The sequence below is a fragment of the Clostridium sp. KNHs216 genome (genome assembly GCF_006714885.1).
Taxonomy (GTDB): domain Bacteria; phylum Bacillota; class Clostridia; order Oscillospirales; family Acutalibacteraceae; genus Caproiciproducens.
Window position 1 is genome coordinate 246,382 of sequence record NZ_VFMF01000001.1, and the last position, 13,537, is coordinate 259,918.

Annotated in this window: 15 protein-coding genes and 3 tRNA genes; 10 read left to right on the forward strand and 8 right to left on the reverse strand. The window is 48.1% G+C overall.

Annotation, left to right across the window (positions count from 1 at the left end; all coding sequences use genetic code 11):
- Positions 1–15: 15 nt before the first annotated feature.
- The 3 genes from glmS (at position 16) to LY85_RS01210 (ending at position 4,466) form a co-directional block, all read left to right on the forward strand.
- Positions 16–1,842 (forward strand): glutamine--fructose-6-phosphate transaminase (isomerizing), encoded by a 1,827-nt coding sequence (glmS, locus tag LY85_RS01200; protein ID WP_141825160.1) that lies wholly within the window; start codon positions 16–18, stop codon positions 1,840–1,842.
- Positions 1,843–1,908: 66 nt separating this feature from the next.
- Complete coding sequence (gene guaA, locus LY85_RS01205) at positions 1,909–3,444, forward strand: glutamine-hydrolyzing GMP synthase (protein WP_141827916.1); 1,536 nt, start codon at positions 1,909–1,911, stop codon at positions 3,442–3,444.
- Between the two features lie 416 nt (positions 3,445–3,860).
- Positions 3,861–4,466 (forward strand): zinc dependent phospholipase C family protein, encoded by a 606-nt coding sequence (locus tag LY85_RS01210; protein WP_243122443.1) that lies wholly within the window; start codon positions 3,861–3,863, stop codon positions 4,464–4,466.
- A gap of 104 nt (positions 4,467–4,570) precedes the next feature.
- On the opposite strand, the gene LY85_RS01215 is transcribed toward LY85_RS01210, so the two are convergent.
- The 7 genes from LY85_RS01215 to LY85_RS01245 form a co-directional block, all read right to left on the reverse strand.
- Positions 4,571–4,948 carry a VOC family protein gene (locus LY85_RS01215; protein WP_185741067.1) on the reverse strand — a complete coding sequence of 126 codons (378 nt, stop codon included), beginning with the start codon at positions 4,946–4,948 and terminating at the stop codon, positions 4,571–4,573.
- A gap of 147 nt (positions 4,949–5,095) precedes the next feature.
- Positions 5,096–5,437, reverse strand: coding sequence for a FlxA-like family protein (locus LY85_RS01220; RefSeq protein WP_141825162.1), 342 nt, complete (start codon positions 5,435–5,437; stop codon positions 5,096–5,098).
- A gap of 192 nt (positions 5,438–5,629) precedes the next feature.
- Positions 5,630–5,705, reverse strand: a tRNA-Thr gene (locus tag LY85_RS01225).
- A 3-nt stretch (positions 5,706–5,708) separates the two neighbouring features.
- Positions 5,709–5,785: transfer RNA gene (locus LY85_RS01230), tRNA-Asp, on the reverse strand.
- 123 nt (positions 5,786–5,908) lie between these two features.
- Positions 5,909–7,252, reverse strand: coding sequence for an ABC transporter permease (locus tag LY85_RS01235; protein WP_141825163.1), 1,344 nt, complete (start codon positions 7,250–7,252; stop codon positions 5,909–5,911).
- Positions 7,249–8,691, reverse strand: a complete 1,443-nt coding sequence (locus tag LY85_RS01240) for a cell adhesion protein (RefSeq protein WP_141825164.1) — start codon at positions 8,689–8,691, stop codon at positions 7,249–7,251. The genes LY85_RS01235 and LY85_RS01240 overlap by 4 nt, the downstream gene beginning before the upstream one ends.
- A gap of 344 nt (positions 8,692–9,035) precedes the next feature.
- Positions 9,036–9,761, reverse strand: a complete 726-nt coding sequence (locus LY85_RS01245) for an ABC transporter ATP-binding protein (protein ID WP_141825165.1) — start codon at positions 9,759–9,761, stop codon at positions 9,036–9,038.
- 218 nt (positions 9,762–9,979) lie between these two features.
- Between LY85_RS01245 and LY85_RS01250 the strand changes: the two genes are divergently transcribed.
- Both LY85_RS01250 and LY85_RS01255 read left to right on the forward strand, forming a co-directional pair.
- Entirely contained in the window at positions 9,980–10,462 is a 483-nt protein-coding gene (locus tag LY85_RS01250) for an LURP-one-related family protein (RefSeq protein WP_185741068.1), read from the forward strand.
- An 11-nt stretch (positions 10,463–10,473) separates the two neighbouring features.
- Complete coding sequence (locus LY85_RS01255) at positions 10,474–10,821, forward strand: YqfO family protein (RefSeq protein WP_141825167.1); 348 nt, start codon at positions 10,474–10,476, stop codon at positions 10,819–10,821.
- A 102-nt stretch (positions 10,822–10,923) separates the two neighbouring features.
- Here LY85_RS01255 and LY85_RS01260 read toward each other — a convergent pair.
- Positions 10,924–10,999: transfer RNA gene (locus LY85_RS01260), tRNA-Trp, on the reverse strand.
- A gap of 201 nt (positions 11,000–11,200) precedes the next feature.
- Between LY85_RS01260 and rpsU the strand changes: the two genes are divergently transcribed.
- The 5 genes from rpsU (at position 11,201) to LY85_RS01285 (ending at position 13,525) form a co-directional block, all read left to right on the forward strand.
- Complete coding sequence (gene rpsU / locus LY85_RS01265; RefSeq protein ID WP_009060718.1) at positions 11,201–11,377, forward strand: 30S ribosomal protein S21; 177 nt, start codon at positions 11,201–11,203, stop codon at positions 11,375–11,377.
- An 85-nt stretch (positions 11,378–11,462) separates the two neighbouring features.
- Entirely contained in the window at positions 11,463–11,978 is a 516-nt protein-coding gene (locus tag LY85_RS01270; protein WP_141825168.1) for a YqeG family HAD IIIA-type phosphatase, read from the forward strand.
- Positions 11,979–11,990: 12 nt separating this feature from the next.
- The gene (gene aroQ / locus LY85_RS01275) at positions 11,991–12,428 is read left to right on the forward strand and encodes a type II 3-dehydroquinate dehydratase (protein ID WP_141825169.1); all 438 of its coding nucleotides are present in this window, start codon (positions 11,991–11,993) and stop codon (positions 12,426–12,428) included.
- Between the two features lie 79 nt (positions 12,429–12,507).
- The gene (gene efp / locus LY85_RS01280) at positions 12,508–13,065 is read left to right on the forward strand and encodes an elongation factor P (RefSeq protein ID WP_038324043.1); all 558 of its coding nucleotides are present in this window, start codon (positions 12,508–12,510) and stop codon (positions 13,063–13,065) included.
- Positions 13,066–13,111: 46 nt separating this feature from the next.
- Positions 13,112–13,525 (forward strand): CD1247 N-terminal domain-containing protein, encoded by a 414-nt coding sequence (locus tag LY85_RS01285; RefSeq protein ID WP_141825170.1) that lies wholly within the window; start codon positions 13,112–13,114, stop codon positions 13,523–13,525.
- Positions 13,526–13,537 lie beyond the last annotated feature (12 nt).

Sequence of the window (13,537 nt, forward strand, 5' to 3'; positions counted from 1 at the left end):
AGAAAGTGTGATACTATGTGTGGAATCGTTGGCTACATCGGAGACGATCAAGCAGCTCCTTTCTTGCTGAGCGGACTGGAAAAACTGGAATACCGGGGCTATGATTCAGCCGGAATCGCCGTTTACGACGGAACTTCCCTCCATGTTATGAAAGCAAAGGGAAGACTGAAGGTATTAAGCGACATGATCAACGGGGGAAAAGACGTCCTCGGCACTGTGGGAATCGGTCATACAAGGTGGGCGACACACGGAAAGCCGTCGGATATCAATTCCCATCCCCAGGTCAGTGACTCCGGAAAATTTGCCGTTGTTCACAATGGAATTATTGAAAACTATCTCTCGTTGAAGGATTTGCTCATTAAAAAGGGGATCAATTTCGTATCGGAAACGGATACGGAGGTGGTCGCGCAGCTTCTGGAATACTACTACAAAGGAGATATTCTGGACGCTGTCATCCGTGTCATCAATAAGGTGGAGGGCTCTTATGCTCTCGGCATCATCTGTGAGGATAACCCCGACCAGATTGTCGCCGTCAGAAAAGACAGCCCGCTGATTGTCGGCCTTGGCAGGGGCGAGAACTTTATTGCCTCCGATATCCCCGCTATCTTAAGCAAAACAAGGGATATTTATCGCCTGAACGATAACGAAATCGCCGTGCTTCAGAAAGAATCCGTAATGATTTATAATACGGATAAGGAAATCGTTCCAAAAGAGCCCTGCCATATCGACTGGGATATTTCCGCTGCCGAAAAGGGCGGTTATCAGCATTTTATGGCCAAGGAAATTATGGAGCAGCCCAAAGCGGTGAGAGATACGATTTCCCCCAGAGTTCAGGACGGGAAAATTGTTCTGGACAATATCACCCTGACGGCGGAACAGATGAAGAGCTTTTCAAAGATCTTCATTCTGGCCTGCGGCTCCGCTTACCATGTTGGAATGATTGCAAAATATATTCTGGAAAGATTTGCGCGCATCCCTGTGGAAGTCGATGTTGCGTCCGAATTCCGGTACCGCCATCCCATTATCGACGATAAGGTCCTGGTGCTTGTCATCAGCCAGTCCGGCGAAACGGCGGATACGCTGGCGGCGTTGCGCGAGGCAAAAAAGCTCGGCGCAAGAACGCTTTCCATCGTCAATGTGGTCGGAAGCTCCATTGCCAATGATTCCGACGACGTGCTGTACACATGGGCCGGTCCCGAAATCGCCGTGGCAACGACAAAGGCTTACAGCACCCAGCTTGCGGTCATTTATCTGCTGGCGATTTATTTTGCCGATAAGCTCGGAAATCTCTCCGAAGAGGATTACGCTTATTACGTTTCCCAGCTTCAGGAGCTTCCCGATAAAATTGCCGAGATTCTCAACAACAAAGAACATATCCAATTCCTTGCGTCGCAGTTCTTTAATGTTAGGGACGTCTTTTTCATCGGAAGGAATCTGGACTATGCGATGTCTCTGGAAGGTTCTCTCAAGCTGAAGGAGATTTCCTATATCCACTCCGACGCATACGCGGCCGGCGAATTGAAGCACGGCACCATTTCCCTTGTGGAAGACGGTACGCTGGTGGTGGCGCTGGCTACCCAGAAGATGCTTTTCGATAAAATGATGAGCAATGTGAAGGAGGTCAAGGCGCGCGGCGCCGTTGTGCTTGGCCTGACTACTGAAAACAATAATAAGATCGAGCAGGAAGCCGACCATACATTGTACATTCCCGAGATGTGTGAGATGATGCTGCCGTCTCTGGCGGTCGTTCCTCTTCAGCTTTTCGCGTATTATGTTGCGTCGATGAAGGGCTGCGACATTGATAAACCCCGGAATCTTGCAAAATCGGTGACTGTTGAATAAAAGATTACTCTGTTGCTTTTTTGAAATCCGGCGACAGTTCAAAGAATGGAAGTGCACGAACATATGATGCAGAACGAAGCAATTTTAATACTCGACTTTGGCGGGCAATACAGTCAGCTGATTGCTCGCCGGGTCCGGGATTTAAACGTATACTGTGAGATTAAATCCTATAAGACCAGTGCTGAACAGATCGGGGCCGCAGGATACAAGGGAATTATTTTCAGCGGCGGGCCTGACACGGTATATGATGAGAATGCCCCTAAATGTGACCCCGGAATATTTGAGCTGGGGATTCCCGTGCTTGGAATCTGCTATGGCGCGCAGTTGATGGCCTATCTGCTCGGCGGCAGGGTGGAAAGCAGCAAGGTGCGCGAATACGGAAAAACAACGGTGGATTTCGATACCGCCAGCGCGCTGTTATCCGGTCTGGAAAAACAGTCGGTCTGCTGGATGAGTCACACCATTTATATTGCACAGGTTCCCGACGGGTTCCGGGTGACTGCCACAAGCGGGAACTGTCCGACCGCGGCCATGGAAAACGAGGAGAAACGTCTGTATGCCCTGCAGTTTCACCCCGAGGTGGAGCACACCGTACATGGCAATGAGATCCTGAGAAACTTCCTTTATAAGATCTGCGGCTGTGCCGGAGACTGGAAAATGTCTTCTTTCGCGGCGGCGACCATTCAGCAGATTAAAGAGACCGTGGGCGATAAAAGGGTGATCTGCGCACTTTCCGGCGGGGTGGATTCCTCTGTTGCGGCTCTGCTGGTTCATAAAGCGGTGGGTAAAAATCTCACCTGTATTTTTGTGGATCACGGTTTTCTGCGTAAGAACGAAGGCGATGACGTAGAAAGTGTTTTCCGTAAGCAGTTCGATATGAATCTGATCCGTGTAAACGCGCAGGAACGCTTTTTATCAAAGCTGAACGGTATTTCTGAACCTGAGCGCAAGCGGAAAATCATAGGGGAAGAGTTTATCCGCGTTTTCGAAGAAGAGTCCAGAAAGATCGGCCATGTGGACTATCTGTGCCAGGGGACGATTTATCCCGACGTTGTGGAAAGCGGGGCAGGGGACGCGGCGGTCATCAAGAGCCACCACAATGTCGGCGGACTGCCGGATGACGTTGATTTTAAAGGCCTGATTGAACCTCTCAGAAATTTGTTTAAGGATGAGGTCCGCAAAGTCGGTCTGGAACTCGGTATTCCGGGCCCATTGGTCTGGAGACAGCCGTTCCCGGGGCCGGGGCTCGCCATCCGCATTATGGGCGAGATCACCTCCGAGAAGCTGGATATTCTGAAGGATGCGGACGCAATCTTCCGCGAGGAAATTGCCGATGCGGGCCTTGACAGGAGCATCAATCAATACTTCGCCGTATTGACCGGCATCAAGAGCGTCGGCGTTATGGGCGACGGCAGAACGTACGACTATACCATCGCGCTGCGCGGCGTAACGACCTCCGACTTTATGACCGCGGACTGGGCCAGAATCCCTTACGACCTGCTTGACAAAATTTCCAACCGTATCGTGAACGAGGTCAAACACGTCAACCGCATTGTTTACGACATTACCAGCAAGCCCCCCGCCACGATTGAGTGGGAATAGTTTTAAAAATCCCCGGAAGCCGCATTATTGCTGGTCTTCCGGGGTTGCTTTGTTATCTTGGATACCGGTATGATACCGCTGGGGTGCTTTTCAAGTCCTTTGGCGGCCTCTTTTGCCTATTTGGATATAATCTCTATGCCGCCTTGATGGTATCACAAATGTGAGTTCTAGGCCGAATTCAGCTCTTATAAAATACTTTCGTCTTTTAAACTTTCTGCAGCTCCTTCTCCATTGTAATTGTCTTTTTATGGTGATATAATAAAAAACAATCCGTTTGATGAGAAAGTGGTTTTCTGGTATTTTTAATTCTATGTGCCCGGCAATAGTAAAGTTATGGTTATACGTTTAAAATATTAAAAATAAAAATAGGTATGTTATATTGAGTAAGGTTTATACAACAGACGGCGGGGAGGACAATGGATTTGAACAGCATGAATCATATTTTAATTGGAACCATTGTGTATGAGTACCTGAACGAGAAATACGGCATTGTTTTAAATAAATCGCGTTTTCTGACGGGTAATACGTGTCCCGACCATGGAATCTCTTTTCTGCGTCCTCACAAAATGAGATACTGCAATAAAATGGTGCGCAGAAAGACGGAAAAGCTTTGCAGGAACGATTACCAGATCATCAGTGCGAAGGCGTCCAAAAAGCTTGGCATTTTGTGTCACTACTACGCGGATTTCTTCTGCTGCGCACACAGTTCTCAATTCAGCGGCAGCATCAGGCAGCATGTCCGGTATGAGAACGAATTGCTGCAGTTTATGAGGGAAAATTACTCCGCTTTTCGCGGGATGGATTATGTAGCAAATGCGGCCGTTCCGGTGAGTGTAACGGAAATCAACAACAGGATGCGCGGCCTGATTGAAAAGAAACCGGCAAAGGAATACGATTTTGGTACGGAACTGTTCTGTGCCATCCAGGCGTGTGCCATACTGGTGCTTTCCGTCAGCCTTGCTATTCTTTCGCAGTACAGTCAAGTGCTGCAGCAGGAGCTGGGAATGAGAAAGACGGCATAGATTTTTGATCCTTATCGTACTTTTACTGAATACTTATGATAAAAGAAAAACCCGTCAAACGTAAGTTTGGACGGGTTTTTGTTTGCAGCTTCAACCGACTGGGTTTAATCTGAAACCTGAGCGAATTCAATCCGCTCATTGTTAGGCCCCAGGAACAGAAAAAAGCGATTGCTTCTGGGAGCAAACATTTCGTTTGATTCGATTCCGTTGCTGACAATCTTACACCCCATTGCAACGATTTCCTCGTATGCCGCATCGATATTTTCACTTACTAAGGCGATATGATCAATCGCACCGGCAGGCTTCTCATCCACACGGCGGCGGTAAATTTCCAAACGGCAGCTTCCGTTTCCCAAAATGCAGGAAAATTCATGCATCACAACCGGGACAAAACCAAGGTTTTTATAGAATTCTACTGTAGTGGTAAAGTCTCCGGCTGGAATTGCCACGTGAGCGAGGCCCGTAGGAACATTTTTTATCATTTTTTCATCCTCCATATTTCGTCAAATCCCTTGCTGATTGTCACACATCACACAAATTTGTATCGTTTTAATATTACATGAGGTAAAGGATAAAGTCAATAAAAAATTCAACCCTCCCGATCTTATAGCCGGGAGGGCTCTCGTGGTTTATACGGTAATATCAAGAAGATGATCGCTTAAAGAAGTGACGGAATCTCCGATCCTGTTGCCCGCCTGTGCGGCATCGGTCATTTGCGTTTCCTGCACCTTTTTATTTGCCTCATTTTGAAGCTGCTGAATTTGCTGCTGAATCTGGGAAATCTGCTGTTGGAGCAGAGCCTTCTGCTCCTGAATCTGATTGGAATCCTGTCCGGAGGAATCGGTGTCCAATTCGGTAAGCTCCTGCTGCAATTGTTTTTCCTGCGCTCTTAATTTGCTGATTTCGCTTTGGCTGCTGGTACCTGATGTCGCGGTGTAGCTGCCGATGCCTGAAACCGCTGAAATACTCATAATGAATCACTGTCCTTTATATTAATAAATTTTCCTCTTATGAATGATATCGGTACCTTCACATGGAAATGAATGCTTTTTTTGAAATTTAAGTTTGCTTTATGTTTCGATGGGATTAGGCAGAGGGGAGGGCTTTACAAAGTTACAGATAACACAAAAAACCCGCTAAAACCAAGTTTTAGCGGGTTTTTATGGAGCTGCTAATGCGATTCGAACGCATGACCTCATCCTTACCAAGGATGTGCTCTGCCAACTGAGCCATAGCAGCAAATGGCGACTCGGATCGGGATCGAACCGACGACCTCTAGCGTGACAGGCTAGCGTTCTAACCAGCTGAACTACCGAGCCATTTACCGTGGACAACGAATATCATTATACTGAAAAGGCCGTTACTTGTCAACAGATAAACGACAAAAAAATAATTATTTTTTATTTGACAAACCCTCCCCGGAAAATCGGGGAGGGTTGCCGCTATTCCTGCTTGATCGCGGTCAGCGCGCTGATTTTGACGGCCCGGTTCGCGGGATGGAATCCGGAAACCAGACCGACCATGGTGGAGAAGACAAGTGCGCCCAGCGCCAGCCAGACCGGAATGATGGAAATTTGGGCGGCGCCTCCGGTCGCGGCTCCCATTGCATCTCCGCCGCCCGCGTTCTGCGCGGCGTACAGGGTGTTGATCAGAAAAGAGATCGCATAGCTCTGTGCAATCCCGATGGCGCCGCCCATAAACCCGATGGCTCCGGCTTCAACCAGAAACATGGTGCGGACATTCCGAACGACACAGCCGAGTACCTTCATGATGCCGATTTCACGGGTTCTTTCGTAGATGGACATAATCATGGTGTTTGTAATCCCCAGAGCCGCCACCAGAAGCGAGATCGCGCCAAGGCCGCCCAGAATCATCTGAATGGTTCTCATCTGCTCCTCAAGCGGTTTGCGGACGCTTTCCATACTGTAGGTGGAGAATCCCATATCCTGTATTGCCTTCTCCGCGTCCGGGACAGCCTCAACGGACGCGACCTTCACGCTTGCGCTGTCGTATCCGTCTTTTTTGTTGGGATCCTTTTTGATATTGTTCAGCTTGTTGTATTTATCACGGAGCTGTTTTGCAAGGGCGACGTCCATAAAAACGGAATGGCTGGGGGAGGGATTCTTTCCCCAGTCTTCCGCCAGAGTACCAACGCATTGAAGCTTGATCGGCTTGGTTTTCGCGGTGGAGTCCTCCGGCAGGTTGATTTCGGCCTGAAATTTGTCGGTGAGGGCGGAAACATAAGGGTCGGGCATCTTGCCGTTTTTATCGGCCTGCGGAAAAATCATGTTGTTGCTGGATTTCTGGCTGTCGATAAAATCATATTCCGCGTCCTTGCCAAACAAAATGGTCGTTTCGGGGGCTCCTTCCGCCGGGAGCGTTCCGGTTTCCGCCTGATACCCGAATTCTTTCAGCGCACTCATCGAAACGCCGTAAATCATTCCCTGATAGCTGTATTTCCGGCTTTTAATGGTAACGGCGGATGGGTCAAGGTAAAAGACGGGAGTGACAGCTACAACATCTTTTATGGCTTTTACCTGTTCCAGCGTTTTTTCGTCCAGCGCCGCCGAATCCGGAGTCTGGGACTCATTGTTGATCGTGATAACCGTCAGATCGCCCATGTTCTGCATCATGGTTTCCATGGACTGCTTGATCCCGATGCCGAACGACATCATGACGACAATGGCGCAGGTCCCGATCACAACGCCCATCACCGTCAGAAGGGTTCTGACCTTGCGCTTGAACAGATTGCCGAGCGCCATTGAAAGCATGTCTTTCCATTTCATAGCTTTTCCTCACCGGACGGCTGACCGGCTTCTATGGGAAGGTCGTCGTAATCGTCGCTTTGCTCCAATTGCTTTAGCTTCTTTGCTTTCCGTTTTTTAAGTATGATGACCAGTACGATGATTCCCGCTATTACTCCTCCGATTCCACCGAGAATCCACCAGAGCGGCGGGGAAGAGGCGCCCGCGTTTGCCGGGACGGCGGGTTCGGAATCGATTCCTTCGCCCGGACCCATTGCGGCCATTACCTCGCAGGAAAACTCCTTGACCAGATTTTTGATTTCTCCGTTTGCGTCCTCGTAGCTGAACGTCGCCGTACCGGTCAGGGTCCCTTCTTCGGTGGGGTTCAGCGTGGCCTGAAAGGTGTCGCCGACTCCGGAGTCCACGTTGCCGATATAGGTGTTTGATTCACCCGTTGTAAAGTTTCCGTCCAGCTTGACGGAAAGATTGAATATTTTGCTTTTTCCCTTATTGACATAATTGATATTCAGCTGGCCGGAATCGCCCAGAGAAATCGGCCCCTGCAGCTCCGCTTCATTTGCTTCAAAGCGGTCGGACTGAGACAGAGGGATAGAGATCGTTTCCGTTGCCTCAATGGCTTCCCGCTTGCCGTCCAGAACGGCCTCATAATTGAAGGCGACGGAAACGCCGTAGGAATTCGGGGTGGCGTCGGCTTTGGGGATCAGGGCGATCTGTTCGGCAAAGGCCGCGTTTGGGCCGACCTTGGGAATATAAAAGGTATTGGAAGATTTCGCGGGAGTGAACGCGCCCGCCACGGATTTGTCGTCGTCCCCGGCCACGGAAGAGACGGTGATTTTCAGGTTTTCGATCTGCGTGTTGGCGCTGGTGTTTTTAAACCGCATGGCAAGATTGAATTCTTTGCCGCCCATCACCGCTTTTCCGCCGTAATCGTAATTTTCTATGATAATCAGCGGCTTGCTTTCATTGGTGGTTTCGTCCTTGTCCGTCTTGGTACCGGTCACGGGAATAAAGACTTTTGAAGTAACGGATTTGTCCAGTTCATCCGCGGAAAGAATCAGGCTTACGACGTAGTTGTTGGTTGTCATTTTTGAGAGACAAGTCATAGGATAGGAAATGGTGGCGGTGGCGCCGGTGTCCAGCGTGTTGATGTACTGCGTGTCCGTGACGCCGTTGATGCTGATTCCTTCCGCCGTGGAGGTGTCCAGCACGGCCATGATGTTGTCACAGACGACGCTGCCGGTATTTTTCAGCGTAAAGGTCAGATTGAATTTTTCGCCCTCTTTGACCGGCGTATGGTCAAGCCGATAGGACTGCACGACCAGTTTGCCCTGATCCTCCGTGTCGCTGCTGGTGCTGTTGGGGTCAAAAATGGTTTTCTGTGCCAAATAGGTTTTTGATTTATCGTCGTCGTAATAAATTGTAAATTTCAGAGTACCCGCTCCGTCGCCAATCCGTTTCATGTATAATTCCGGAATGGTAAGGCTATAGTCGGCGTCATTGCCTTCATAGTCTTCATTGACACGCTCAATTTCATCATTGTCAGAAGTGAAGGTTTTTTTCTTCAGTGATATAGAGTCATTGGAGCTTTCGACAGTGATTGTAATTTTATTTGAATGTTCTGAAGGGTGATTAAAATAGAAAGTAGCTTCAAAAGGACTTCCTTTAGAGACAGTCAATTTTTCACTGCTTACAGTCGGTGCCGGTTGCGCATAGGTTACCGCAGAAGCCGGAAGACCGCTAAAACAAAATGCCGCAATCGGCAATACCGTCAAAATAAGTGAAACACGCTGTTTACCTGACCTTTTCATGAACTTAATTCCTCCTCGTTTACCCCACTGTTAACAGACAGGTTCCTTACGTCGCTTTGCACGCTGCCGTCGTGGATCGTAATCACCCGGTCGGCATATTTGGCGATTTCCCTGTCGTGCGTTACAATAATCAAAGTCTCATGGTATTTCTTTGCCATGGCCACCATGATTTCCATTACCTCACGGCTGGTCCTGCTGTCCAGATTGCCCGTGGGTTCGTCCGCAAACACAATTTTGGGCCGCGCGATAAACGCGCGGGCGATTCCTACCCGCTGCTGCTGTCCGCCGCTCATCTGTGTCGGCTTGTGCAGCAGCCGGTCGCCCAGGTTGACGATTTTCAGCATATGTACCGCCCTTTTGACCCGCTCGTTTTTGCTCATGCCCTTGAACATCAGGGGCATCGCCACGTTTTCGATCGCGGTCATCGTCGGCATCAGGTTGTAGGACTGAAAGACGAAACCGATGTTTTTCTGCCGGAACAGCGCCCATTGTTTTTCGGAAAAATTCGTGACGTCCTTTCCGTCAATGATAATACTGCCCTTGGTTGCCTTCTCCAGTCCCGCCATCATATTCAGCAGAGTCGATTTTCCGGAGCCGGAGGTTCCGAGCACGCAGCAGATTTCCCGAGGCTCAATCGTGATATTGATTCGGCCGAGCGCCACAATTTTTTCTTTGTCCACATGGTAAACCTTGCGGACATCTTTTAAGCAAATCAGGCTCATACGGATTCTCCAAACTTAAATCAATATTAAATAAGAAAAGAAAAAAGTAATATTTTGGTAATTTCTATTCTAATATGATTCCCATATGAAAACAACAAACAAATATGTAATCATTCTGATTCAGAAAATAAAAGTCATGCTTGCATATTCTTCTGTTTATGATAAGATTAATATAAAAGAGCGGAATGACACTGCCGCCTGATAATGGAGGTATTTCTTTGGATCTGTACATTAAGCAGAAAATATTTTCTTTGAAAGATAAATACAGCGTCTGTAATGAGCTTGGCGAACCGGTTTATACGGTGGAGGGAGAGCTTTTCACCTGGGGAGCGAAAATCCATCTGTATGATTTGATGGGCAGAGAGCTATATTATATTAAACAGAAGGTGCTGACCTTTCTGCCTGAATATGAAATTTTTGTCGGTGAACAGTTTTGTGCAAGGATCAAGAAGGAGTTTTCCTTCTTCACCCCAAGGCTGAACGTGCAGAGCAGCTACGGCGATTTTGAAATTGAGGGCGGCTTTATGGAGATGGATTTTTCCATTTATCACAACGGACAGGTTTTCGGTGAAATTCATAAAAAATGGCTCTCCTGGGGGGATACTTACTGCCTGACGGTGGCAAATCCGGAGAACGCCGCATTTTTTACCAGCATGGTGATTGCCATTGACAACTGTATGCATAACGAATCCAACCAATAGGGGGCTTACCGTTGGAGTTCCGTGAAGTAAAGCTGGAGATTTTTGTGCCGGAGGAGTTTGTGGTTCCTATCCGGGATGCTTTAAGCCGCGTGGGAGCAGGGAAAATCGGGAGCTACGATCACTGCGTTTCCGTGTCGAAGGTCAGCGGATACTGGCGCCCGCTGGACGGCGCTCAGCCCTATCAGGGTACGGCTGGAGAAATCTGTTCGGGGGAAGAGTGCAAAATGGAAATCCGGTGCAGAAGGGAACTGGCCGCGAACGCGGTCCGGGTGATCAAAAGCATCCATCCCTATGAAGAGCCGGTGATCAATATTCTGCCGCTTGTCAACGACCTTTTTGACAGGGGAAATGATGGCTGATTTATTTTGGGCACAATAAAATGCGCCCACGGGAAGGCCTTGACGCGGGCACAGAAATAAAAAAAGAGCCCCGTACGCAAATTGCGTATCGAGACTCTTGACTGGCAGGGGCAGAAGGACTTGAACCCTCGGCACGTGGTTTTGGAGACCACTGCTCTACCAACTGAGCTATACCCCTATATGATTTCCTGCTTGGACTGCGGATACTATCTTATCATTTTCTGTTTTTCCTGTCAATACAAAATTCACAACTCGATGTAACTTATGCAAAGTTAGCAACATTGGGCTTGACATATTCCGGTACGTTATGTATAATTATTTTTATGTAATATGACTTACTAATACCCCTGCCTTATGGCGGATGGGAGGGAAAAGATAAATGGCTGAAATTAGAATTAAAGACAATGAGTCCTTGGACAGTGCTCTGAGAAGGTTTAAGAAACAGTGCGCAAGAGCCGGGGTTATTGCTGAGGTTCGTAAGAGAGAAGCTTATGAAAAGCCTTCTGTTAAGCGTAAGAAGAAGTCCGAAGCAGCCCGCAAACGCAAGTTTAAGTAACAGTACAAAAATGATTCGGAAAAGCGGGCTTGATTGCCCGCTTTTTTAGCCTGGTTTTATTTTCTCCGAAACGGAGGTATGGTTATTGGCATTGTTTCTGCCTACTGTTGCTGTGGACAAAGTTACGGATATTACTCCGGAACTGATTCGTGCCATGCACGCCAGGGCACTTATTCTCGATGTGGATAACACCTTGGCTATTCATGATTCTCCGACTCCTTTCGAGGGTACCGTGGAGTGGGCGCGCCACATGCGCGAAAACGGTATCAGCATTATTATTATGTCAAACAATTCTAAAAAACGGGTTGAACCATTTGCGGCGAAATACGATCTTCCTTTTTTGTCCCTTTCGTTAAAGCCGATCCCCCTGGGCTATTTCCGCGCCATCCGTAAAATGGGTGTCAAGCGCAGCGAAGTGGTCGCAGTTGGGGATCAGGTCTTTACGGATATAGTCGGCTCCAATTTGTCGTTTATGAAATCGATTCTGCTCGTTCCTGCGGGCAAGGAAAATTCATTTTCTTTCAAAATACGCCGCGGTTTGGAAAAACCGATCCGCTACATCATCAAGGCGGCGGGGCGTGGAAAGAAATATTTTGGTTGAGAAGGTGTTAGAATGAGCAGGAAAAAGGTTCTTGTGCTTCTTGGGCCAAACCTCAATATGATCGGCGTCCGGGAAAAGGGCGTCTACGGGGACGAAACTGCCGAAAGTATTCATCTTCAGATTATTGAGAATGCTAAAAAGCTGGATTACGACTGCGATATCTTTCAGTCCAATCACGAAGGCGATCTGATTGACAAAATCCACAGTGCGCGCGGGACCTATCAGGGCGTAGTGATCAACGCCGGCGCTCTTACGCATTACAGCTATGCGCTGCGCGATGCGATCGCCTGTGTCAGAATTCCTTTCGTGGAAACCCACATGAGCAACATTTACGCGCGTGAGGATTTCCGGCATAAAAGCGTGATATCCGAAGTGTGCGCGGGCCAGATTTCCGGGTTCGGGAAAAACAGCTATTTTCTGGCGCTGGCGGCGCTGAGGGATTTAATGTAGTTCCGTATAAAAATGTCTTGAAAATTTTCTGAAATTATTATAAGATAATAATCGGAAAAAATTATTGGAGGATAATACGATGATATCTGCAGGCGATTTTAGGAATGGCGTTACCTTTGAAATGGACGGAAACGTCGTTTCCATTATTGAGTTCCAGCATGTTAAGCCGGGAAAGGGCGCGGCTTTCGTCCGCACCAAGATCAGAAACGTCATTACCGGCAGCGTGGTAGAAAGAACTTTCAATCCAAACGATAAATACCCTACCGCTTATATTGAGCGTAAGGATATGCAATATCTTTATAATGACGGCGACCTCTATTACTTCATGGATCTGGAGACCTTTGAGCAGACTCCGATCAATCAGAGTGTTCTAGGCGACAACTTTAAATTCGTTCTGGAGAATATGACCTGCAAGGTGCTTTCCTACAAAGGCAATGTTTTCGGTGTTGAGCCGCCAAACTTTGTAGAACTGGAAATCACCAAAACGGACCCGGGCTTCAAGGGCAACACGGCGACCAACGCCCTGAAACCTGCCACAGTTGAAACCGGTGCTGAAATCAATGTTCCTCTGTTTATCGAGGAAGGCGAAAGAATCAGAATAGATACCCGTACCGGCGAATATATGGAACGCGCATAACCAACACTATGCATGTTCAGTAAATGATGTTTAAGGAGGCAGAATTATGACAAACACAGAGAAGGTTGCTTACATTCGCGGCCTTGCGGAAGGCCTTGAGCTTGATGAGAACAAAAAGGAAGTAAAGGTCATTAACGCAATAATTGATTTATTGGACGACATGGCGACATCCGTATCCGATATGCAGGACAGCTTTGACGACATGGCTGACCAGCTGGATGCGGTCGACGAGGATCTTGGTTCTCTGGAAGAAGATTTTTATGAGGACGAAGATGAGGATGAGGACGACGGGGACTGCTACTATGAAGTAACCTGTCCGAATTGCCATGAGACGATTTGCCTGTCCGAAGATATTATTGAGGATGGCCAGATGGACTGCCCGAATTGCGGCGAAACGCTGGAATTCGATATTGACGAAGAAGAATGCGATTGCGGCTGCGAGGACTGTAATCACGAATAAAAAGCTTTTTGG